This window comes from Aminobacter carboxidus, from assembly GCF_014863355.1.
Lineage (GTDB): Bacteria > Pseudomonadota > Alphaproteobacteria > Rhizobiales > Rhizobiaceae > Aminobacter > Aminobacter carboxidus.
On record NZ_JACZEP010000012.1, the window covers coordinates 81,467 to 102,748 of the forward strand.

The 21,282-nt window shown below is 62.4% G+C and carries 22 protein-coding genes and 1 tRNA gene; 7 read left to right on the top strand and 16 right to left on the bottom strand.

The window, feature by feature from the left end:
* Positions 1-18: 18 nt before the first annotated feature.
* On the top strand, positions 19-1,533 hold the full coding sequence (gene amaB, locus IHE39_RS25480) for an L-piperidine-6-carboxylate dehydrogenase (RefSeq protein ID WP_192568462.1): 1,515 nt from the start codon (positions 19-21) through the stop codon (positions 1,531-1,533).
* A 162-nt stretch (positions 1,534-1,695) separates the two neighbouring features.
* Positions 1,696-2,991, top strand: coding sequence for an NAD(P)/FAD-dependent oxidoreductase (locus IHE39_RS25485; protein WP_192568463.1), 1,296 nt, complete (start codon positions 1,696-1,698; stop codon positions 2,989-2,991).
* A gap of 335 nt (positions 2,992-3,326) precedes the next feature.
* Here IHE39_RS25485 and IHE39_RS25490 read toward each other — a convergent pair whose 3' ends face one another.
* The 6 genes from IHE39_RS25490 to IHE39_RS25515 form a co-directional block, all read right to left on the bottom strand.
* Positions 3,327-4,256 carry a nucleoside hydrolase gene (locus tag IHE39_RS25490; protein WP_210322131.1) on the bottom strand — a complete coding sequence of 310 codons (930 nt, stop codon included), beginning with the start codon at positions 4,254-4,256 and terminating at the stop codon, positions 3,327-3,329.
* Positions 4,257-4,267: 11 nt separating this feature from the next.
* Positions 4,268-5,281, bottom strand: coding sequence for a nucleoside hydrolase (locus IHE39_RS25495; protein ID WP_192568464.1), 1,014 nt, complete (start codon positions 5,279-5,281; stop codon positions 4,268-4,270).
* Positions 5,282-5,310: 29 nt separating this feature from the next.
* Entirely contained in the window at positions 5,311-6,285 is a 975-nt protein-coding gene (locus tag IHE39_RS25500) for an ABC transporter permease (protein WP_192568465.1), read from the bottom strand.
* Complete coding sequence (locus tag IHE39_RS25505) at positions 6,273-7,313, bottom strand: ABC transporter permease (RefSeq protein ID WP_184767017.1); 1,041 nt, start codon at positions 7,311-7,313, stop codon at positions 6,273-6,275. The genes IHE39_RS25500 and IHE39_RS25505 overlap by 13 nt, the downstream gene beginning before the upstream one ends.
* On the bottom strand, positions 7,310-8,869 hold the full coding sequence (locus IHE39_RS25510) for an ABC transporter ATP-binding protein (RefSeq protein WP_192568466.1): 1,560 nt from the start codon (positions 8,867-8,869) through the stop codon (positions 7,310-7,312). Before IHE39_RS25510 ends, IHE39_RS25505 begins: the two co-directional genes overlap by 4 nt.
* A 141-nt stretch (positions 8,870-9,010) precedes the next feature.
* Positions 9,011-10,018 (bottom strand): BMP family lipoprotein, encoded by a 1,008-nt coding sequence (locus IHE39_RS25515; protein WP_192568467.1) that lies wholly within the window; start codon positions 10,016-10,018, stop codon positions 9,011-9,013.
* A 246-nt stretch (positions 10,019-10,264) separates the two neighbouring features.
* Between IHE39_RS25515 and IHE39_RS25520 the strand changes: the two genes are divergently transcribed.
* Entirely contained in the window at positions 10,265-10,849 is a 585-nt protein-coding gene (locus IHE39_RS25520; protein WP_192568468.1) for an amino acid synthesis family protein, read from the top strand.
* Positions 10,846-11,430: an amino acid synthesis family protein gene (locus IHE39_RS25525; protein ID WP_192568469.1), complete on the top strand. Its 585-nt coding sequence runs from the start codon at positions 10,846-10,848 to the stop codon at positions 11,428-11,430. The genes IHE39_RS25520 and IHE39_RS25525 overlap by 4 nt, the downstream gene beginning before the upstream one ends.
* 51 nt (positions 11,431-11,481) lie before the next feature.
* On the opposite strand, the gene IHE39_RS25530 is transcribed toward IHE39_RS25525, so the two are convergent.
* The 3 genes from IHE39_RS25530 to IHE39_RS25540 all read right to left on the bottom strand — a co-directional run bounded on the left by IHE39_RS25530 (position 11,482) and on the right by IHE39_RS25540 (position 14,027).
* The gene (locus tag IHE39_RS25530; protein WP_192568470.1) at positions 11,482-12,681 is read right to left on the bottom strand and encodes an amidohydrolase family protein; all 1,200 of its coding nucleotides are present in this window, start codon (positions 12,679-12,681) and stop codon (positions 11,482-11,484) included.
* A 108-nt stretch (positions 12,682-12,789) separates the two neighbouring features.
* Complete coding sequence (locus tag IHE39_RS25535) at positions 12,790-13,332, bottom strand: MarR family winged helix-turn-helix transcriptional regulator (protein WP_343070131.1); 543 nt, start codon at positions 13,330-13,332, stop codon at positions 12,790-12,792.
* Positions 13,333-13,382: 50 nt separating this feature from the next.
* Positions 13,383-14,027 (bottom strand): isochorismatase family protein, encoded by a 645-nt coding sequence (locus IHE39_RS25540; protein WP_192568471.1) that lies wholly within the window; start codon positions 14,025-14,027, stop codon positions 13,383-13,385.
* Between the two features lie 259 nt (positions 14,028-14,286).
* Between IHE39_RS25540 and IHE39_RS25545 the strand changes: the two genes are divergently transcribed.
* On the top strand, positions 14,287-15,126 hold the full coding sequence (locus tag IHE39_RS25545) for an NAD-dependent epimerase/dehydratase family protein (RefSeq protein WP_192568472.1): 840 nt from the start codon (positions 14,287-14,289) through the stop codon (positions 15,124-15,126).
* A gap of 14 nt (positions 15,127-15,140) precedes the next feature.
* Positions 15,141-15,956 carry an SDR family NAD(P)-dependent oxidoreductase gene (locus IHE39_RS25550; RefSeq protein ID WP_192568473.1) on the top strand — a complete coding sequence of 272 codons (816 nt, stop codon included), beginning with the start codon at positions 15,141-15,143 and terminating at the stop codon, positions 15,954-15,956.
* 132 nt (positions 15,957-16,088) lie between these two features.
* Here the strand turns inward: IHE39_RS25550 and IHE39_RS25555 are convergent, their stop codons facing one another.
* The 6 genes from IHE39_RS25555 to IHE39_RS25575 all read right to left on the bottom strand — a co-directional run bounded on the left by IHE39_RS25555 (position 16,089) and on the right by IHE39_RS25575 (position 19,664).
* Positions 16,089-16,502 carry an SRPBCC family protein gene (locus IHE39_RS25555; protein WP_184767008.1) on the bottom strand — a complete coding sequence of 138 codons (414 nt, stop codon included), beginning with the start codon at positions 16,500-16,502 and terminating at the stop codon, positions 16,089-16,091.
* A 46-nt stretch (positions 16,503-16,548) separates the two neighbouring features.
* Positions 16,549-16,992 carry an SRPBCC family protein gene (locus IHE39_RS25560; protein WP_192568474.1) on the bottom strand — a complete coding sequence of 148 codons (444 nt, stop codon included), beginning with the start codon at positions 16,990-16,992 and terminating at the stop codon, positions 16,549-16,551.
* 298 nt (positions 16,993-17,290) lie between these two features.
* Positions 17,291-18,286, bottom strand: a complete 996-nt coding sequence (gene rsgA / locus IHE39_RS25565; RefSeq protein WP_192568475.1) for a ribosome small subunit-dependent GTPase A — start codon at positions 18,284-18,286, stop codon at positions 17,291-17,293.
* A 274-nt stretch (positions 18,287-18,560) separates the two neighbouring features.
* A complete protein-coding gene (locus tag IHE39_RS25570; protein WP_192568476.1) occupies positions 18,561-19,169 on the bottom strand; it encodes a sugar phosphate isomerase/epimerase family protein in 609 nt (202 codons plus the stop codon).
* A 167-nt stretch (positions 19,170-19,336) separates the two neighbouring features.
* Complete coding sequence (locus IHE39_RS31180; protein WP_353528001.1) at positions 19,337-19,561, bottom strand: DUF6538 domain-containing protein; 225 nt, start codon at positions 19,559-19,561, stop codon at positions 19,337-19,339.
* Positions 19,562-19,588: 27 nt separating this feature from the next.
* Positions 19,589-19,664, bottom strand: a tRNA-Ile gene (locus IHE39_RS25575).
* 135 nt (positions 19,665-19,799) lie between these two features.
* On the opposite strand from IHE39_RS25575, the gene IHE39_RS25580 reads away from it, so the two are divergent.
* On the top strand, positions 19,800-20,513 hold the full coding sequence (locus tag IHE39_RS25580; RefSeq protein WP_184767004.1) for an SIMPL domain-containing protein: 714 nt from the start codon (positions 19,800-19,802) through the stop codon (positions 20,511-20,513).
* A 155-nt stretch (positions 20,514-20,668) separates the two neighbouring features.
* On the opposite strand, the gene IHE39_RS25585 is transcribed toward IHE39_RS25580, so the two are convergent.
* On the bottom strand, positions 20,669-21,070 hold the full coding sequence (locus tag IHE39_RS25585) for a hypothetical protein (protein WP_184767003.1): 402 nt from the start codon (positions 21,068-21,070) through the stop codon (positions 20,669-20,671).
* Positions 21,071-21,282: the final 212 nt, after the last annotated feature.

Genomic DNA, 21,282 nt, shown 5'->3' on the forward strand with positions numbered 1-21,282 from the left:
AAACCGAAGGACAAAACGATGACGATAGCGAAGGAAACGGCCGAACTGCTCGGCAAGCTCGGCGTTGCCACAACTGCTTTCAGCGGCGGCGACCTTATCGTGCGCAGCCCGGTGACGGGCGATGAGATCGGTGCGCTGAAGTCGATCGCGCCTGCCGAGGCGGGTGCGGCGATCGAACGGGCCGATGTCGCCTTCAAGGCCTGGCGCAACGTGCCGGCACCCAAGCGCGGCGAGCTCGTGCGCCTGCTCGGCGAGGAACTGCGCGCCTCAAAGGCCGATCTCGGCCGTCTGGTGTCGATCGAGGTCGGCAAGATCCCGTCCGAGGGCCTGGGTGAAGTCCAGGAAATGATCGACATCTGCGATTTCGCCGTCGGCCTGTCGCGCCAGCTCTATGGCCTGACCATCGCCACCGAGCGTCCCGGCCATCGCATGATGGAGACCTGGCACCCGCTCGGCGTCGTTGGCGTCATCTCGGCCTTCAACTTCCCGGTCGCAGTATGGTCGTGGAATGCAGCACTTGCCTTAGTCTGCGGCAACTCGGTGGTCTGGAAGCCGTCGGAAAAGACGCCGCTGACCGCCCTTGCCTGCCAGGCGATCTTCGAGCGTGCAGCCAAACGCTTCGGCGCTGATGCACCGGCAAACCTGTCGCAGCTGCTGATCGGCGACCGCGCCGTCGGCGAGGTGCTTGTCGACCATCCCAAGGTGCCGCTGGTCTCGGCCACCGGCTCGACCCGCATGGGCCGCGACGTCGGCCCGCGCCTGGCCAAGCGTTTCGCCCGTGCCATCCTCGAGCTCGGCGGCAACAATGCCGGCATCGTTTGCCCCTCGGCCAATCTCGACATGGCGCTGCGCGCCATTGCCTTCGGCGCCATGGGCACCGCCGGCCAGCGCTGCACCACCATGCGCCGGCTGTTTGTCCATGACAGCGTCTACGAACAGCTCGTGCCGCGCCTGAAGAAGGCCTATGACAGCGTCTCGGTCGGAAGCCCGTTGGAAAGCTCGGCGCTGGTTGGCCCGCTGATCGACAAGGCCGCCTTCGACGGCATGCAAAAGGCGCTGAAGCACGCGGCCGAAAGCGGCGGCACTATTACCGGCGGCGCCCGTGTCGACCAGGGCCATGACGGCGCCTATTACGTCAAGCCGGCACTGGTCGAGATGCCCGGCCAGGTCGGTCCGGTGCTGGAAGAGACTTTTGCGCCGATCCTCTATGTCATGAAGTATTCCGACTTCGACCAGGTGCTTGAGCAACACAACGCCGTCGGTGCTGGCCTGTCGTCGTCGATCTTCACGCTTGACCTGCAGGAAGCCGAGCGTTTCCTGTCGGTCGAGGGTTCCGACTGCGGCATCGCCAACGTCAATATCGGCACCTCTGGCGCCGAGATCGGTGGCGCCTTCGGCGGCGAGAAGGAAACCGGCGGTGGCCGTGAATCAGGCTCCGACGCCTGGCGCGCCTACATGCGCCGCGCCACCAACACGGTGAACTACTCCAAGGCGCTGCCACTCGCCCAGGGCGTGTCGTTCGACATCGACTGAGCACGACGCCAACTGCGGCGAGGCATCGGCCACGCCGCAGCCGCCTGACTTCAAGCGCCGTCCGCATAAGCGGGCGGCGTGCATCTACCTAAGCCAGCCCGGCGCGAACCTGTTCAAGCCGGGTAGGCCTTCCCCACAACCTGAAGCCACGGACGCCTGCCGATGCTCAGCACGTTGCAAACACCGCATTCACATGGGCCACGCTCGCATGGGCTGTGGCAAGCGACGGCACCCGCGGCACCGGCAACAACGGCGCTTCAGGGCCACGTCTCGGCCGAGATTGTCATCGTCGGCGGTGGCTACACCGGCATGTCCTGCGCGCTGCACCTTGCCGAGGCAGGCCGGCGGGTGGTGCTGCTGGAAGGCAAGGAGGTCGGCTTTGGCGGCGCCGGCCGCAATGTCGGCCTGATCAATGCCGGCCTGTGGTTGGCGCCGGACGACGTGTCGGCGGCACTCGGACCCGATCATGGCGAACGGCTGCTCAAGCTTCTCGGCGAAGGACCGGCCGAGGTGATGGCGCTCATCGACAGGCACGGCATCGATTGCGAACTGGAGCGCAACGGCACGCTGCATTGCGCGGTCGGCCCGGCTGGCCTCGCCGAAATCAGGGAGCGCGAGGCGCAATGGCAACGGCGCGGCGCGCCGGTCAAGGTGCTCGACGCCGTTGAGACGGCGGCAAGGCTTGGCACGTCGGCTTATGCGGGGGCGCTGCATGATGCGCGCGCCGGCACGCTGCAGCCGCTGGCCTATGCGCGCGGGCTGGCCACCGCTGTCGTCAAGGCGGGCGCAACGCTCCACACCTCGAGCCCCGTCACCACAGCCGAACGGAAGGCGGACCGCTGGCACCTGTGTACGCCTGGCGGCACTGTCGACGCCGATTGGGTCGTCGTTGCGACCGACGCCTACAGCACCGGCCCCTGGCACATGGTGCGTACCGAACAGGTGCACCTGCCCTACTTCAATCTGGCGACCCAGCCGCTCTCACCGGACCTGTTGCGCAAGATCCTGCCCGGGCGCGAGGGCGTGTGGGACACCAAGACCATCCTCTCCTCCTTCAGGCTCGACCGCGCAGGCCGGCTGGTGTTCGGCAGCGTCGGCGCCCTGCGCAACTCCGGCACCGCCGTTCACAAGGCCTGGGCCCGTCGTGCCCTGTCCAGGCTCTTCCCCGAGCTTGGCGACATCGCGTTCGAACACGAATGGTATGGGCAGATCGGCATGACCGGCGATGCCTTGCCAAGGCTCCACACCTTCGGCCCGAACGCCGTCGGCTTCTCCGGCTATAACGGCCGCGGCATCGCGCCCGGCACGGTGTTCGGCCGCGAACTCGCGCTGCTGATCGCAGGCGAGAAGACCTACGCCGACCTGCCCCTGCCGGTCTCCGATGTGACGCCAGCTCTATTTCGCCGGAGCCGAGAAGCCTGGTACGAAGCCGGGGCGCAGGTTGCGCATCTGCTCTGACGGCTTCGCCGCGTTGGCGAGCCAGGGCCACGCATTGCTTGAGAAGTAGCGACTGACGGCAGCCGATCAGCAAAGATCAGCCCGGAAAAGACGTAGGCAATGCGCAACCGTCCTACATATGATTGAGCAGAACAGCCAGCCACTCAGGCAGGTGCCGCCGAAGCGCATGCAGAGTTAGGTCCTAGTGTAAGGCTTGGCTGCTAGACCGTGTGGGGCCACAAAATGGTAGACCCGTTGACCGGTTCGTGACCTTTAGGTTCGCAATTGAGTTGGTTCAGGCGGCGGCTGGTGCCAGGTAAAGCGCCGCCGCCCACCTTCAACGTCCGACGCTGCGCTCAATCCCTCAGGAGATCGAACATCAGCTTGAAGAAGCGGTCGGCATCGACTTCATAGGCGATCCTGGCGTTGTTTTTCTCGCCACGCTCGCCCCAGAAGTCGGCGACCGTCGCGCCGAAGGTATGGGTGCCCGTAAGGTCGACGGCAATGTGGGCCGGGCGGATTTTGACCAATGTCGGATCGATCGCCAGCGCCAGGGCCAGCGGATCGTGCATGGCGCCACCAACGCCCATCGAGTTGCGGTGCAGTTTCTCGTAAAACAGCAGCCAGTCGTTGACGAGCTTGCCGAGCGGCGTGTCGATTTTGGCAAGCTCGGCATACTGCGCTTCCTCGACCAGCACCTGCATGGTGACGTCGAGACCGACCATGAGGATCGGCACGCCGGAATCGAGCACGATCTTCAGCGCCTCAGGGTCGCAGAAAGCGTTGAACTCGGTTGGCGTGATGATCTCGCTCTTCCGGTAGAAGACGCCGCCCATCCAGATCAGTTCCTTGATCTTGGGCAGCACCTCAGGGTGCTTGAGGATCAAGAGACCGATATTGCTGAGCGGACCGGTCGCGACCACCAGGATCGGCTCGGCCGATGCGAGCAACTTCTTGGCGAGGAAATCGACAGCGTGCTGGTCGACCGGCTTGATGGTTGCCTGCGGCAGATAGGGCGAGCCCTCGAGGCCACTGGGACCATCGGCGGTGCCGAGCACAAGCGGTCGCGCCAGCGGACGGTGGCAGCCGGCCGCGACCGGCACGGCGCCAGCGCCGATGTATTCGAGAATGCGCAGCGCGTTGGTCGTGGTTTTCTCGAGCTCGGCATTGCCACAGGTAGTCGTGACGCCGAGCAGTTCGATATCAGGCGAGCGGTGCGCCATGACCAGCGCGATCGCGTCGTCGTGGCCCGGATCGCAGTCGAAGAGAATGGGTGTAGCTGTCATGATATCACTCTTCACGCTGCCCGCTCGTAGCGCGCGATGGTTTCTTTGAACATTTCGAGGAAGCGGCGACCTTCGAGGCCGGTGCCTATGCGCGTGGTCTTGGGACCACCGCCGGGCAGGATCTGGAAGCCGCGATAGGCAACCGTCTGGCCACGCGAAACGCTGCCATCGATCAGGACGTCGACAAACAGCGGTTCGGTTAGCGTCGCCAGATCTGGGTCGAAGGCCAGCACTACTGTGATGACGTCGTCGAGCGGGAAGCCGACGAGGCCGAAGAACTCGCGCCAGATGTCGATGTAGATCGGGAATACATCGGCGATCATGTCGAGAACCGGATTGTCCTTAGCCTTGTCCTGCATGTCGGCGATGTCGTCGCGTGTCAGCATCGAGGTGGCGACGCGGTTGTCCTCGCAGATATCAAGCGGCACCAGGATCTTGTCGACCTCGGCGTTGAGCACGATGCGCGAGGCCTCGGGATCAGCCCAGACGTTGTATTCGGTCACCGGCGTGATGTTGCCGGGCGTGGTGAAGGTGCCGCCGAGCACGATCAAGCGCTTCAGCGCCCCGGCGAGCGCCGGCTCCTGCAGCAGCGCCATCGCCGCATTGGTCAACGGGCCGGTGGTGACCAGCGTGATCTCACCGGGATTGGCCATGACGGTCTTGATGATGAAATCGACGGCGTGGCCCGGTGTCGCTTGCCGCTTCGGCTTGGGCGCGGGCGGGTTGAACTTCTTCAGCCGATCGCCGAAGCGGGCGGTGAGCGTTTTTTCGAAATGCACAGGCGCTTCCATGGCCGCCTTTGAATGGCCGACGATCGGCCGCCATGCACCGGCATAAACCGGAATGTCGTCGCGGTTGGCAATCGACAGCGTATTGAGCACGACATTGGTGACCTGCTCGATGGGGCCGGCGGCACCGGTGCAGGTTGTCACCGCCTCGAGCTTCACGTTGGGGTTGGCCGCGGCAAACAGCACGGCGAGAATATCGTCGCCGGCCGAATCCACGTCGAGAATTATGCGTTCCATGCCTTGCTACAGCCCTTCAGCGTGAGAGGTTACTTGCCGGTCTCGGCCGGCTTGTTTTCGACCGAAAGCAGCTTGCGCATGCTCTCCAGGGTCTCGCGGATGATCTTCGGCCGGCTGCGATAAGACAGCGCGAACAGTGCCGTCAGCGCCACCAGATAAGGCACCGCCAGGATCAGGTAGGACGGAAAGCCGAAGGTCTGGAGGCGTAGCGAAAATGCATCGGCAAAGCCAAACAGCAAACAACCCGCCAGCACCTTCAAGGGGCTTCCATTGGAAAAGATCAGGATGGCGACCGCCATGAAGCCTCGGCCCGACGACATGTTTTCGGTGAACATGGTGATGTAGCCGAGCGAAAGGTGCGCACCGGCAAGCCCGGCGAGCAAACCGCACAACAGCGAGGCAATATAGCGAACGCGCGTGATCGAGATGCCGAGCGCTTCGGCGGCCTCGGGCTTTTCGCCGACGACGCGGATGTAGAGCCCAAGGCGCGTGCGCTTGTAAAACACCACCAGAAGCGGCACGGCGATGAAGGCGACATAGACCATCGGCGTGAAGCCGTTGATCAGTGGCGCCCATGACCCCAAAAGATCCCTGGCACCGGGGATCTGCACCTTGGGCAGGCCGACGATGCCCTTGCCGACGATCGAGCCGCGAGTACCGAAGATCGCCTTCATCAACGAAATGGTCATGCCGCCGGCGAGGATGTTGAGCGCCAAACCCACCACCACTTCATTGGCGCGGAAGCTGACGACCAGTACGGCGAAGGCGAGCGCGAACACCAGTGCCGCCGCGACACCGCAGGCCACACCGACCAGTGCCGAGCCCGACCAGATCGAGCCGAGCACGGCGAAGAAGGCGCCGACAAGCATCTGGCCTTCGAGGCCGATATTGAAGATGCCGGCCTTGGTGGTGAACGAGCCGCCGAGCGCGACCAGCAGGATGGGAGCCGTCATCCGCAGTGTTGCGACGATCAGCGCGACATTGAAGAGACTTAGAATTTCCATCGGCGCTCTCCTGCGGTGCTGTCGCCGCGACGCTTCATCAGAACCTGAGCCGAGACGCTCAGGATGATCAGCGCCTGGATCACCGTGATGATTTCGCGCGAAGCGTTGGTGTCGGTCTCAAGCAGCAGCGAACCGTTGCGCAGCGCGCCAAAGAACAGCGCCGTCACGATGGTACCGATCGGCGAGCCGTTGGCCAGCAGTGCTGCGATCAGGCCGTCGAAGCCGAAGCCAGGCGCAAAACCTTCCATGAAGCGGTGGTGTACACCCAGCGTTTCGATGCCGCCGGCAAGACCGCCAACCGCACCCGATGCCAACAGCACCAGGAAACCCTGACGCTTGACATCAATGCCGCCATATTCGGCGAATTTGGGCGCAGAGCCGACCATCGAGATCGAATAGCCCTTGGCGGTATGGCGGAAGAACCAGGCAACGAAGAGCGCCAGCACCAGGCCGATGATCAGGCCCCAGTTGAGCCGCGAGAAGGCAAACAGCTCGGGCAGATAGGCGGTTGCCAGTATCGGCGGGGTCTCCGACCATCCGCCGGGCCGCTTGAACAGGAAGATGGTGAGGTAAGAGGTCAGCAACACCGCGACGTAGTTGGAAAGGATCGTCGAGACGACCTCGTTTGTACCGTAGCGCACGCGGAAGAAGGCGGGGATCGAAACCCAGGCAGCACCGGCGATCACCGCGACGGCCATAGCGACCACGACGTGCAGGCCGGCGGGCAGCGGCATTGCGAAGCCGACCCAGGCTGCGGCGAAGCCGCCGAGAAACAGCTGGCCCTCGATGCCGACATTGAACATGCCGCCACGCAAGCCGATGCAGGCGGCAATGCCGCAGATCAGGATGGGCGTGGTCTGCAACAAGGTGCCGGCGATCTTGGCCTGGTCGCCGAAGGCGCCGCGCATCAAGGTCATGAACACCTTGATGGGGCTCTCGTCGATAAGCATGATGATCACGGCACCCATGGCGAGCGCGATCAGAACGGCGACGATCTGGCCGGAGAATGCACGCAATTTGTCGCTCACGAGGCCACCTCATCGGAAGCATTGCCGGGTTGGAGACCTGCCATCATCATGCCGATCCTTTCGCTGTCGGCGCTGTCACCGTCGACCTCACCCATGATCCGGCCGTTGAACATCACCAGGATGCGGTCGGCCAAGGTGAGCAGTTCGTCGAGCTGCACCGAAATGACGAGCACGGCCCGGCCCGCTGCACGCTGGCGCATGATCTCGTCGTGGATGGACTCCTGCGCACCGATATCGACGCCGCGCGTCGGCTGATCGACCAGCAGGAAGTCTGCGTCATTGGTGAATTCGCGCGCCAGCACGACCTTTTGGATATTGCCGCCCGACAGCCGCTTGACGGTGTCTTCGGGGCCACGGGCGCGGATGTCGAAACGCTTGATCATCTCGACGGCCTGGTTGGCTGCCGCACGCCAGTCGAGGACGCCGTTGCGGCTCCACGGCGCCTTGAACTGCCGGCCCATCAGCAAATTGGAGGAGATCGAGGCGCTGCCATCGACGCCGCGTACCAATCGGTCGCCGGGCACGTGGGCAAGACCGGTTTGGCGGATTGCGGAAGTCGAGAGCGTGGTCAGATCGCTGTCTTTGAGCAGCGCCGAACCGTGGCTTGCCGGACGCAGGCCCGACAGAACTTCGGCAAGCTCGGTCTGGCCGTTTCCTGCGACACCGGCGATACCGACGATCTCGCCAGAGCGCACCGTGAAGCTCGCGTCACGCAAAGCCGGCAGATGTCGGTCGTCACGCGCCCACAGGTTCTTGACCTCCAGGACGACCTTGCCGCCGGTCTTGTCGCGCGGACGCCGGTCAAAGCTAACATCGCGCCCAACCATCATGCGCACCATGTCGGCCTTGGTCAGCTCGGCCGTCGGTTGCGTCGCGACATGCTTGCCATGGCGCAGCACGGTCACGGTGTCTGAAACCTCCATCACCTCTTCGAGATGATGCGAGATGAAGATGACGGTCATGCCGCCGGCAACGAAGCCGCGCAGCGTCTGGAACAGCTCGCGGCTTTCCTGCGGAGTTAGCACCGCGGTCGGCTCGTCGAGAATGATGGTGCGAGCACCGCGCGCCAGCACCTTCAGGATTTCGATGCGTTGCTCGATGCCGACCGAGAGCAGCGAAACCCGCTCCTCCGGGTCAACCTTGAGGCCGAAGCGCTCGGAAAGCTCGCGCGTCTTTTCGACCTGGGCCCTGTGGTCGATCAGGCCGTTGCGGCGGATTTCCATACCGAGGAAGACGTTGTCGGCGACAGACAGCGAAGGCACCAGCTTGAAGTGCTGGTGCACCATGCCAAGGCCGGCATCGATCGCAGTCGCCGGGTCGGTGACGACTGTTTCCTTGCCGTTGAGCACGATCTTGCCTTCATCGGGCTGCAGCAAGCCAAACAGGATGTTCATCAGCGTTGTCTTGCCAGCGCCGTTCTCGCCGATGATGGCGTGGATCTCGCCGCGTTTGACGCTGAGACTGACGTCTTCATTGGCAACGAAAGCGCCGAAACGCTTGGTGACACCGATCAATTCAACAGCAGTTTCGGCAGGACCTGCCTCTCGTGCCGTCATGGCTGGCGACGTGGTCGACAACATAGCCTCGCAGCTTCAGACCTATCCGCCCTGCTCTCAAGGGCGAATACATCTCTAACCTAGTCCTGGAAGAAATGATGCCGGAAGCCGGTATGCCAGCTTCCGGCCGGGGGCCGTGCCTTACTTGGCGCGGTCGATCTTGATCGAGCCGTCGGTGATGCCCTTCTTGATCTCGTCGAGCTTGGCAGTCACCTCTGCCGGGATGGAAGGTGCGATGTCGTCGCAGACCTTCACTTCGACGCCACCCGAGGCCAGATCGAAGGTGTGAGTGCTGCCGGCAACCACCTTGTTGCCCTCGACTTCGCTCTTGATCAGGCTGTAGACGGCGACGTCACCGCGCTTCAGCATCGAGGCGAGCACGTTGCCCGGTGCAGAACTGCACATGTCGATGTCGACGCCGATCGAATATTTGTCGGCGCCAGCGCTCGCCTGCATGACGCCTTCGCCCGTCGGCCCGGCCACGTTGTAGATGATGTCGGCGCCCTGGCCGTAGAGCGCAAGCGCCAGTTCGCTGCCCTTGGCCGGATCATCGAAGGTGCCGGCAAAGACCGAGTTCACCTTCACCTCGGGCGCCGCATATTTCGCGCCCTGCTCATAGCCGCCAAGGAAGTTGCGGATAACAGGGATATCGCGGCCGCCGACGAAGCCGATGGCCTTGCCGTCGCCGATCTTGTCGAAGGCGCTGCCCTGGTTTTCGATCATGCCGGCAAGCGCACCGGCGACGAACGAGCCCTGCTCTTCGGCGAAGTTGGCATAGACGATCTTTTTCGAATCGAGCACGCCGTCGATGAATACGAAGCGCTGGTTGGGATAAGCTTCGCTGGCCTTGGTCAGCGCATCCACCAGTTCCCAGCCCATCACAAAGATCAGGTCGTACTGGCCATCCTTTGCGAGGTTGGCGAACTGCTCTTCATAGTCGAGTGCTCGATTGCCGGTGTCGACCAGCTTGAGATCGATACCGAATTCGCCCTTGGCCTTGTTCAAGCCATCGACGATCGAGATGCCGAAGCCCTGGGCGAAATAACCAGAGATTGCCGCGACAGAGACCTTGTCCTGGCCTGTGGCCGAACCCACCGAGGCTACAAGGGCCGCGCCAGCGATAATGCAATTACGGAATACGTTCTTCATCTCAACTCCCCAATCTGAAGCCCTGTCACCAGCCGTAGGGCTCATCCTCGATGGCCAAAACTTGTTGGTGGTCATATGACTTTATGGGTGGTCCTACGAACTGTCAATTGGCCTGCGAGCGCTCGAACAACGCAGCGAACAATCACGACAGCTGCGGTTTCACACCTCCGGCTTGACAAAAATGCCGGAAGGATAATTGTTGATACTCTAACAAGTTTTCAGCCCGCCAGAAATGTGGAGCATTCGATGCCGGACGTAGTCGTCAGGAAATTGATCGTGCAGATCGAAGAGATTTTTCATGAGGGCGGGCCGGTGCGTGCCGAGCCGGTCAAGCGCGGCACTGTGATGGCAGTCATCGCCAATCCGTATGCCGGCCGCTATGTCGAGGATATCCAGCCTTTCATGGAAGATCTGAAGCCGCTCGGCCTCGAAATGGCGTCCCGCCTGCTTGAAGCACTCGGCGGCGACGCCTCACTGGTCGAAGGCTATGGCAAAGGCTCCATCGTCGGCGGCGGCGGCGAACTCGAGCACGGCGCGCTGTGGCACAATCCGGGTGGCTACGCGATGCGCGAACTGCTGGGCGGCGCCAAGGCCATCGTGCCGTCGAGCAAGAAGGTCGGCGGACCCGGTGCCCGCATCGACATTCCCGTCACCCACGTCAACGCCTCCTATGTGCGCAGCCATTTTGATGCCATCGAGGTCGGCATCAACGACGCGCCGCGCAGCAACGAGTTGGTGCTCGTCCTGGCCATGACCACCGGTTCGCGCGTGCATGCCCGCGTCGGCGGCCTTGACGCCAAGGACGTCAAGGGCGAGGACGGCTTGCGATGAGTGTCGAAATCCGACGAATTATCACCATCGTCGAAGAGACGCGGACCGAAGGCGACAAGGCGGTCAGCCCGCCAACGCGTCGTGCCGCAGCGGTCGCGGTCATCCGCAATCCCTATGCCGGCACCTTCGTCGACGACCTCGCCATGCTCAGCGAGATCGGTGCCGAGCTTGGCGACATTCTGCCCCGCCGCGCAGTGGCCGCACTGGGTATTCCGGGCGACCAGGTCGAGAGCTTCGGCAAGGCCGCCGCCGTCGGTGCCGATGGCGAGTTGGAACATGCAGCAGCAATCCTCCACCCAAAGCTCGGCGCACCGTTCCGCGACATACTCGGCAAGGGTGCCGCGCTGATCCCGTCTTCCAAGAAGCGTGGTGGCCTAGGCATCCCTCTCGACATTCCATTGGGCCATAAGGACGCCGCCAAGGTGCGCAGCCACTTCGATGGCATGGAGGTGCGCATTCCCGACGCGCCACGCGACGATGAGATCGTCGTGGCGATCGCGGTCACCGATTCGGGTCGCCCCCATCCACGCGTCGGCGGCCTCACCAAGGACAAGGTCGTCGGTATCGACGGCATGAACTGAAAATGAAAAAGCGGCTCGCCAGAGCCGCTTTTTCATAGGCGTCTTCCTGAATCAGGCCGTAATGATCTGAGGCACGCGAATAGCTGGCGGTGTGTTGCGGCTGCGTGCCGTGCGGACGACGCCGTCGACCATGATCATGCCGATGCCTGGCAGGTTGCCGAGTGCAAGGCTCTCCAGGAAATCCTTGCCGATGCCGCCTGCTGCCTGGTCCATGAACACCAGATCAGCGGCGCGACCGGCCTCAATGATGCCGCGGTCGTCGAGCTTGCGCACGCGCGCCGTATTGCCGGTCGCGAAACAGAAGGCGACTTCCGTAGGTACGTCGCCGAGCGAGGCAAGGTGGCAGATGGTCCTGAGGATGCCGAGCGGCTGTACGCCGGACCCTGCCGGACCGTCAGTGCCAAGAATGACGCGGTCGAGGATGTTGCGGTCCTTGGCAATGCCGAGCACGAACAGGCCGGTGCGCAGGTTGCCATTGTGGACGATCTCGAGGGCGCGCGTGCTTTCCTCGCATAAGCGACGGATCTCTTCGTCGGGCAGCGCCGTTGGGCCGCCGTTGATATGGGCCACCACGTCGGCATCGACTTCCAGCACGACGTCGGCGCCGATGCGCCCCGAGCCCGGGATCGACGGACCGCCGGTATGGGTCATCGACGTCATGCCGTATTTGCGCGCCCAGGCGATCATCTGGCGGCCGGTAGGGCCGTCCTTGACACCACCAAGCCCGACCTCGCCGATCAACGTCACGCCGGCGTCGGCCAGCTCACGAAAATCGTTCTCGGTCATTTCAGGCTCGAGCACCGGGGCACCGGCGATGATCTTCATGCCGCTCGGGCGGAAATTGGCGAAGCTGCGCTGGGCGGCGATGGCGAGCGCCTTGATGCCGATGATGTCCTTCGGTCGGCCCGGGTAATGCGCCTCGCCGGCGGAGATCATGGTGGTTACGCCGCCATGCAGTGTCGAATCGATCCAGCCAATCTGGTTCTGGCGCGGCGTCCAGTCGCCGGCCACCGGGTGGACGTGATTATCGATGAGACCAGGGGTAACAACGCAACCCTGCGCATCGATGACACTCGTCGCACCAGCGAGATCAAGATCGGTGGCCATACCGACTGCAGCGATGCGGCCATCCAGGACAATGATTGCATCAGCATCGAGAACCGGTCGGGCGAGATCGCCGCTCAGCATCAGGCCGACGTTGCGGATGACGAGCTTGTCTGCGGTGATCTTGTGTTGCTGTTCAGGCGACATCGGTGGAATTCCTTGCGTCTCGGTAGGGCATGAGGCGGCCGACCCGGCTCATGGCCGGCGATCGGTCGTTTCGGACAATGTCTGTTGAAGGGTTGTTAGGTCAGCCTGTCATTTGCCTTCGGCGCCGCCTGGTTCGTCGCCGCTGATGCGCTGCAGCAGCCTCAGCAGCGTCGCTTGTTCAGGCGCAGTCAGAGGCGAAAGCAGTTTCTGGCCAACCTCGACGCTGCGTTCCAGCCGATCGAGCGTGTAGCGTGTGCCTTCGTCGGTGAGTGCGATGATCGCGAGCCGCTGGTCGGTCTGCGAAGGGCTGCGCTTGATCAAGCCCTGTTTCAAAAGCTTGCGGACCACCAGGCTGATGGTCGAGGGGTCCATCGCCGTCATGCGGCCGAGGTGGTTCTGCGAAACCTCGCCGTGCTTGAGCACCGTTGCCAGGGCCGCGAACTGCGTCGGTGACAAATCCTCGCCGGCCATAACCTGCTGAAAGCACAAGGTAGCGCGCTGATGGGCGCGGCGTACGACGTGTGCTGGGTGGACGTCCAGGTCATAACCGGTCTTGGTATATCGGGTCATTATCTCTTCGCGGCTCAGCGGCTCATCGACCGCCTCTGCCGCCTTACGCTTGAATTTGTGGGCTTCGTCGAGGGTTGTCACGGCGCTTCCAACTCCTGGCTTGAAACCTGAGATTTCGCCGACCCCAGAGGCTATGCGGCGATGCTTGTGTTCTCGATGAAGGCACCTTCGCGAAGGGCCCTCACCACGCTGTCGGCATCGCAGACGACGCCGAAATGGGTCGAGATGTCGTAGAGCGTGCTTTCCTGCTCGCGCGGCCCGGTGGCTGCACAGCAGTCGGCAGGCACGACGACTTCGTAGCCGTTGAAGAATGCGTCATGCACGGTCGAACGCACGCAGATGTTGGTGACCACGCCGAAGACAATGATCTGGTCGACCAGCATATCCTTCAGCGTCATGTCGAGATCGGTCTGGAAGAACGACGAATAACGCCGCTTGATGACGTGGATCTCGTCGTTGCGGGCGCCGAGATCATCGATGACGTCAGTGCCCCAGGTGCCTTCGACGCAATGCGGAGCGCGTTTGAGCCACTCACGGTCGCGGCGCATGTTGCGGCGATGTGCATCATGCACCCAGATCACAGGCGCACCGGCGGCGCGTGCCGCCTCGATAACACTCAATTGCGGAGTGACAAGTGCCTCGTAACCCGGCAGCACCATGGCGCCACCCGGTTTGCAGAAGTCGTTGATCATGTCGACGACGATGATCGCTACACGCGCTGGATCGATCTTGATCCCGGCGTCCTGGCGATGAGACGAAAAGCTGTCCAATGGCACGACCTTACCTCCTCAGCGAGTTGCCGATTGTTGGTGGTCATACAAAAAACCGTGACGGCTTCCAAGTCAATCCTTGCGCTGTCGCTTGTCACAATATGGCGGGTCACGGCATCTTGCCATCCGGCTGGCGGCCATGACGGGCGCTTATCCACGGCCGCAAGAAAGGCATTGACAAGCAGGGCTGTTTGCGTTGTCCGATTGTTTGACCATCAACGATATTTGCCAAGTAGACGCACGTGATCGCCAACAGGAGGCCGAGATGAAAATCGTCATTACCGGATCGAGTGGCCTGCTTGGCCGCCACGTCGCGGCAGCCATTGTTGCTGCCGGCCACGACGTTCTCGGCATTGACGCCGTCGTCCCGGCCGACGGCAATTGGGCGCACGTAAGTGCCGACCTCACCGATCTCGGCGTGGCGCTGCAGCTCATTCGCGATTGCGACGCTGTCGTCCACATCGCGGCGATCCCGCGACCGCTCGGCAAGGCGCCGGCAGAGGTGTTCAAGACCAATGTGGCGATTGCCTACAACGTCGTTGAAGCAGCAGCCCTTTCGCAGGCCAGACGCTTCATCTACGCCTCGTCCTTCAGCGTGCTCGGCTATCCCTTCGCCGAAAACTTCGTCGACCCGGCCTATCTGCCCATCGATCACAACCACCCGATCGGCGCGCAGGACGCCTATGGCCTGTCGAAATGGCTGGGTGAGGAAATTGTCGAAGCCGCCGTTCGCCGGCGCGCCTTTTCGGCCGTCAGCCTGCGCATGCCATGGATCCAGACACCGGAGAGCTTCTTCGACAGCATAGGCCCACGCCGCGAACTCGCCGAAGCGGCTCGCGACCTGTGGAGCTATCTCGACGCGCGCGACGCTGCCGATGCCTTCATCAAGGCGTTGGACTGGCGAGGCGATGGCCATGTGCGCACCTACCTCAGCGCCGCCGATACCTACTCGAAACAGATCACCGAAGAGCTCGTCCGGCGCGCCTTCCCGGCAACGCCGATCACGCGCCCGATTTCGGGACATGAAGCAATCATCGACAATACGCATGCGCTGGAAACGCTCGGCTTTGCGCCGCGTCATTCCTGGCGCGACTACGGCAATTGAGGCAGGAGACCGACATGAAGCGTTTCGACAACAAGGTGGTTCTTGTCACCGGCGGCGCTGGGGCGATCGGCAGTGCGGCCGTGCGCAGGTTCATCGATGAAGGTGCACGTGTGTCGGTCGTCGATCTCGACGGCGCGCGCGCGGCACAGGTCGCATCGGCATTCGGCGACACGGCCCTTGCCATCACCGCAGATGTTTCCGACGCGGCAGCGGCGCAACAGGCCGTTGCAAAGACTGTCGAAGCGTTTGGCCAACTCGACGCTGTGTTCAACAACGCCGGCATATCCGGCAAGGTAGCGCCGGTCCATGAACTGCCTGTCGAAGAATGGGACCTCATCGTGCGGATCAATCTGCGCAGCATGTTCCTGGTGCTCCAGGCCGCACTCAAGGCGATGATCGCTGCCGGCACCGAAGGCTCGATCGTCAACATGGGCTCATCGATGGCCGGCTGGGACGTATTGTCAGGTGGCGCGGGTTACGCCTCGACCAAGCATGGCGTGATTGGCCTCACCCGTGTCGCAGCACTTGACGCCGCCGCCTACGGCATCCGTGTCAACGCCATCTGTCCTGGCGTCATCGAGACCACTCTCGGCGTTCCGGCCAATGATCGCGCAGCCTATGCCGCTGGAATCCAGCGCTTTGCCGACCGCATTCCGCTGCGCCGCATCGGCCAGCCAGAGGACGTCGCAGCGGCAGTCGCCTTCCTGGCATCGGACGAGGCGCGCCACATCACCGGCGTCGACTGGCTTATGGACGGCGGACAGACGCTGCAGAGCTTCGCCAATGCGCCCGATGCGGGCGCCTATCCGCGCCACCACAGGCCCAACTGAGCGCCCTGGAGTGAATTGCCGATCGCCTCATCAGGCGGGCACCGTCAGCCGCTATCCGCCTGCTGAAGGAGGGGACCTCCAGAATGCCCGAAAGGGCTAGCTATGGAGGTCGATCGACCGAACTGGATGGCGTCACTTTTCAACATAACGGCCAAAGTTACTCAGGATCGCCTGCCAGCCGTCGCGTTGCATGTCGATGGAATTCTGCGTCTCCGCATCGAACATGGTGGTCACCCTTGTGCCATTGTCGGCGGCTTCGAAGGTCGTACGCGCCTTGCGACCGTCGCTCATGGCTAATGTGATGACCTTGTATGGTTCGACCTCTTCGTACACTGCCTCGAAATCGAACCCGAAGCTGCCGTCCTTGGCTTCCATCCGCGCCTTGTAGACACCGCCTACCTTCAGGTCGGCTTCGGCGCTGGGGCAACACCAGTCGTCGGAAGCGAAGTTCCACTGCGTGATATCAGCGGGTGTCGTATAGGCCTCCCAGACGCGCTCGATCGGCGCAGCAATCGTGGTGGCGATGGTGATCTGCTGGATGGTCACTTTTGAATTCCTCGTTGTCGCAGTTGGATGAGATTTCGCCGGCAGTTCATTGTGTGATTTCGGGTTCGACGAGTTTAGCAAGCTTGCGCAGCGACTCTTGCCAACCGAGGTAGCATGCCTCGACAGGGATCAGATCGGGCACGTTTTCCTGAACCACCGTCATCTCCGTTCCGACTGAGACAGCCCTCAGCGTGACTGTCACTTTCATCTCGCCCGGAAGGTTCGGATCGTCGAACACGTCGCTATAGACGAGCGTCTCGTTGGGAACGAGTTTCAGATAAGTGCCGCCGAAAGAATGGCCTTGCCCGGTGGTGAAGTTTCGGAACGACATTCTGTGCTTGCCCCCTTGCCTCGCATCAAGCTCATGGACCGTACAGGTAAAGCCGAAGGGCGGGAGCCAACTCGCAATCGCGTCAGGTTCCAGAAATGCGCGGTAGATCTTTTCGGGTTTCGTGGCGAAGACCCGGTGCAATTTGATGGTGTTGGGCATGTTCACCTCCATTCATTGATCTCCCCTAGGACGAACGACCAGTGCGTCTCCCGACAACCGACCTCAATTTTTTGCCCGAGCCTTCTCGCAGGCGCACAAGATCGCAGTGTTCTTGAAGCTGACTGGCAATGTCGAGGATTTGGCTCCGGCTTTGCCCGATCCAGCATGCCTGCTTCGGACAACCGCAAAACTGACAGGCAACGGACAGTCGGCTTTGAGTGCACGGCGAGGCAAATGCCGCCGTCCGGCTATCCAGAATATAGTTGAAGCATACGAATTGTTATCTAGAAGGACGTCTTCAGCGCCGGCCACGCTTCGGCGCGCTGCCGGCTGTGTTCTCATCATGCAACTTACGCCAGCGCGAAAAGCGCTTGGCATCGATGCTGCCACGCGCAAGGGCGGCGAGCACGGCGCAGGAAGGCTCGTGTGAGTGCGTGCAATCATTGAACTTGCACTGGGTCGCCAGTTCGATGATTTCGGCGAACACCACATCCAGCCCCTCGGCCATCTCACCTAGATGCAACGTGCGAATCCCGGGAGAATCGAGCACCCACCCGCCGCCTTCGACCGGATGGAGTGAGCGCGCCGTCGTCGTGTGCCGCCCGGTTGAATCATGGACTCGAATGGCGCCGGTGAGTTGGGCTGTGGCGCCGCCCGAGCCGGCTAGCGTGTTGACCAGTGTCGACTTGCCTACCCCCGACGACCCGGTCAGCGCCACCGTCTTGCCCAGACCAAACCAGGTCTGCAGCTTTGTCATCGCGTCGGGCTTTCGCGGATCGACGACCACCACCGGCAGGTCGCGCGCCAACTCGGCTGCTTGCGCGAGAAAGGGGGCGGCGTCATCGGCGGTGTCGGCCTTGGTCAGAACAAGGACCGGCGCGATTTCAGCCTGGCCTGCCATGGCGAGATAGCGCTCGAGCCGTGGCACGTTGAAATCGCCATTGCAGGAGGTGACGATGAATAGTGTGTCGATGTTGGCGCCGGACAGCTGTGTGCTGCCGTCCGCCATACGCCGCGTGAGAAGCGAATGGCGAGCAAGCCGCCGTCGCACGAGGAAATCGCCTGGCTCGGCGAGCACGAAATCGCCGACCGCATAATCGCCGCTGGCACTGTTGGCCGGCAGAATGAGATCGACCGCACCATTGATGGATTGCCCGCTCATTCGCGCGCGATGGATATGGGAGATGCGGACGGGCACAAGGCTGGCCTCGTCTTCGCCGACCTGGTCACCAAAGAAGGAAGACCAACCCAATCCGATGAGCACTGCCTGGTGTATCGGTTGTGTCAATGCCATTTCCTTGTCCAACTCCGCATATGCCGGAGGTAGCATAGTGAGACGCCGCCGACTCCAAACCGTGATCCCTATCACAACGCAAGGTCCGCGCCTGCAAAATATAGGCGTCGTTGCGCGGTAAGCATGAAGCTGGATGCTCCCGCCCACGTGCCGCCAAAGGCGCTTTGCTCGTGGTCGGGACCTGCCTCGGTCAGCTCCGAAGCCAGGGGTGGATAGTGCCGTCTCCGAAACGAGAGGTCTATGAGAGACTGTCCTCGTAAAAACAGGTCCTTTCTCACATTCCCATGGCTATCCTGAGCACCACTGCAACCGAAGTGCGCGAAATCTCTCCCACCTTTTTGGAGCTCATGTCCTTCAGCATCGGCGAAAACACTTCGGCGCCGACCTGATTGAGCCCTCCAGTTTCCGAAAGGATCCGCACGATCTCGACATTCGGGAACTGGCGGTCACCTGGAAATTTTCGGTCGTAGCGATCGTCCTTGATCGTCACGCCGTCAGGCAGCACCAATGGTCCGTCGTTCAACTGGACACAATGGATCTTGTCACCGGGAATGGTGCGCAGATCGGCGAGGTCGGATTTTCCACGCACGAAATGCCTGGTGTCGAAAACCAGCCCCCCATTGCTGGCGCCGGCGCCCTGAACGAACTGCCAGGCCATAGCCAGCGTCGCCCCCCACAGCGGAATGAACTCCAGCGAACAGTCGAGATCGAAACGCGCCGAGGCGGCGCAGATTTTGGCGTAGTCCTCGATAATCGCCTCAATCGACATCGAGCCGCGCGGGAACGTGGCGTTCAGGCTGATTGAACGGCAGCCGAGCTCGGCGCACAGCGCGAATACCCGATCCTGCCTGGTGTCGACGGTGGCTATGTAAGCGTCGTCCATGTTGTCGGGCAGCCAGACCCCGCGACCAGGTATTGAGCAAGTCGAGGCGCAGGATGGACATGCCGGCGTCGTCGGCGCGCTGGCGCACTTCCTTCGGCGAAACACCGGTCGCTGCCATCTGTTCCATCTCGTAGCGCCCCGACCGACCGATCTGATCTTTGGTCTGATCAAGAAGCTGTTTCGGCCATGTGGCTTATCGAGCGTGAGAGGTGCAACGCCTTTTTCGGATCGCGGGTCCGCAGCGACACCTTGACAGTCGACTGCCTACAGCCCGGATGCAGGCCCTTCGGAATAGGCCAGCGCAGGTACCAGACTCCATGTCTGGACAGCTGCAAATACGCCGGAATGAACAAGCCGATGTCTCCCCTGGATATCCCACCAGCAGAATCCAAGGGCTACGGCATTGTTTTTAAACGAAATGGTGGGCCCGGAGGGACTCGAACCCCCAACCAAGCGGTTATGAGCCGCCGGCTCTAACCATTGAGCTACAGGCCCCACGCCCGGCTGGATAGTCAGTTTTGCGCGCTGGCACAAGCCATCTTCGCGCATCTGTTGCGCGCCGCCGCAATCCACCCATAATCCGCTCCTATTGGACACTCCCGAAGGGCTCAGGACAACGGAGATTATATTATGAATCGCAAATACATGGCGCTTGCACTTGCAGCAGCACTGACACTTCCCGCCGCTGCCGCCCGCGCCGACAACGAGCCGTCGCCGCGCATCATTGTCACGGGCGAAGGCGAAGCCTCTGTCGCGCCCGATCTGGCGCTGCTGTCGCTGTCGGTGATGCGCGAGGCCAAGACCGCGCGTGAGGCGCTCGACGCCAACAACGACGCCATGGCCGCCGTGATCGCCGCGATGAAGAGCTCAGGCGTCGCCGACCGCGACCTGCAGACCGCCGGCATCCAGATCCAGCCGCGCTACAACTACACCAACAAGCCCGACGGCTCGCAGGATGCCGAACTCGTCGCCTACCAGGTGATCAACACCTTGTCGGTGCGCGTTCGCGACATCGCCAAGACCGGTGAGATCCTCGACAAGGCCGTGTCGCTCGGCGTCAACCAGGGCGGCGGCATCACCTTCACCAACGAAAAGCCCGAAGGCGTCATCTCCGAGGCGCGCAAGCTTGCGGTGGCCGATGCCATCGCCAAGGCGAAGGTCCTGGCCGACGCAGCCGGCGTCAAGGTCGGCAAGGTGCTCGAGATCACCGACCAGTCCTACGCGCCGCCGCCAATGCCGATGCAGGCCAAGTCGTTCGACCGTGCAGCCGGTGCCGCCCCCGTCGAGGCCGGCGAAAACGCCTACCGCGTCCAGGTCAACGTCACCTTTGAACTGAAGAACTGACGGCGAATTGAACATACCCTAAGCCGATAGCTCCTGCCGCGCATCCGCGCGGCAGGTTCGGCCAAGCGGATCGGCAGCAATGAAAAACCCCGGAGGCCAGGCCTCCGGGGTTTTTTTTGGAGCCACACACCCTTCCCTGGAGAAGGGGGCTCCCGCTACCAGCGAACGACCGGGCAATTCGGGGCACGGGCGAAGGTGATCGCGACGCGCTCGCCGTACTTGCGCCCGCTCACCGTGATCGAGCGGCGGTTGACGTCGACGATGCGGGCGCGGCGCAGGCCCATGCGGTCGGCCTTGTCGAGGGCGCGGTCAGGCGAACATGCGCGGTCCCAGCGACCACCCGGACGGCCGCCCCAGCGGTTGTCATGGCGGTTGTCACGGTTATCCCAGCGGCCGCCATTGCGGTTGTCGCGATCCTGGATGTAGACGCCAACATTCGGCGAGCCCTGGCCGAGATTGAGATAGAGGCCGTCGGCCTGAGCGGTCGCGGGGATGGCGGCCAGCGTGCTGAAGCCGATGACAGCCGAGAGGGCCGCAGTCTTGATCTTGTCGAACATGGTCTCTTCTCCTTGAATTCAGAGGCGTCAGGCCATCTGTGCCTGAGCGATGGGCAGACAATGCACCGCTCAAGCTGAACCGTTTTCGAACCGTGCATTCATTTTCGGTTCATCTGGTAACGTATTGATTCCGAATTGTAATATTTGCGCACAACAACCGTTGCCCCACCGTGCGGCGGGGACATTGGCCTGCCAAAGGAGTCGCTAATATG

Bases quoted from the DNA above. Each gene is read 5' to 3' on its own strand.
- IHE39_RS25520 (WP_192568468.1), top strand. From the start codon at position 10,265: ATGCCGGACGTAGTCGTCAGGAAATTGATCGTGCAGATCGAAGAGATT.
- IHE39_RS25550 (WP_192568473.1), top strand. From the start codon at position 15,141: ATGAAGCGTTTCGACAACAAGGTGGTTCTTGTCACCGGCGGCGCTGGG.
- rsgA (WP_192568475.1), bottom strand. From the start codon at position 18,286: ATGGCATTGACACAACCGATACACCAGGCAGTGCTCATCGGATTGGGT.
- IHE39_RS25585 (WP_184767003.1), bottom strand. From the start codon at position 21,070: ATGTTCGACAAGATCAAGACTGCGGCCCTCTCGGCTGTCATCGGCTTC.
- IHE39_RS25510 (WP_192568466.1), bottom strand. From the start codon at position 8,869: ATGACGGCACGAGAGGCAGGTCCTGCCGAAACTGCTGTTGAATTGATC.
- amaB (WP_192568462.1), top strand. From the start codon at position 19: ATGACGATAGCGAAGGAAACGGCCGAACTGCTCGGCAAGCTCGGCGTT.
- IHE39_RS25500 (WP_192568465.1), bottom strand. From the start codon at position 6,285: ATGGAAATTCTAAGTCTCTTCAATGTCGCGCTGATCGTCGCAACACTG.
- IHE39_RS25560 (WP_192568474.1), bottom strand. From the start codon at position 16,992: ATGCCCAACACCATCAAATTGCACCGGGTCTTCGCCACGAAACCCGAA.
- IHE39_RS25485 (WP_192568463.1), top strand. From the start codon at position 1,696: ATGCTCAGCACGTTGCAAACACCGCATTCACATGGGCCACGCTCGCAT.
- IHE39_RS25570 (WP_192568476.1), bottom strand. From the start codon at position 19,169: ATGGACGACGCTTACATAGCCACCGTCGACACCAGGCAGGATCGGGTA.
- IHE39_RS25580 (WP_184767004.1), top strand. From the start codon at position 19,800: ATGAATCGCAAATACATGGCGCTTGCACTTGCAGCAGCACTGACACTT.
- IHE39_RS25490 (WP_210322131.1), bottom strand. From the start codon at position 4,256: ATGACAGCTACACCCATTCTCTTCGACTGCGATCCGGGCCACGACGAC.
- IHE39_RS25495 (WP_192568464.1), bottom strand. From the start codon at position 5,281: ATGGAACGCATAATTCTCGACGTGGATTCGGCCGGCGACGATATTCTC.
- IHE39_RS25525 (WP_192568469.1), top strand. From the start codon at position 10,846: ATGAGTGTCGAAATCCGACGAATTATCACCATCGTCGAAGAGACGCGG.
- IHE39_RS25515 (WP_192568467.1), bottom strand. From the start codon at position 10,018: ATGAAGAACGTATTCCGTAATTGCATTATCGCTGGCGCGGCCCTTGTA.
- IHE39_RS25545 (WP_192568472.1), top strand. From the start codon at position 14,287: ATGAAAATCGTCATTACCGGATCGAGTGGCCTGCTTGGCCGCCACGTC.
- IHE39_RS25530 (WP_192568470.1), bottom strand. From the start codon at position 12,681: ATGTCGCCTGAACAGCAACACAAGATCACCGCAGACAAGCTCGTCATC.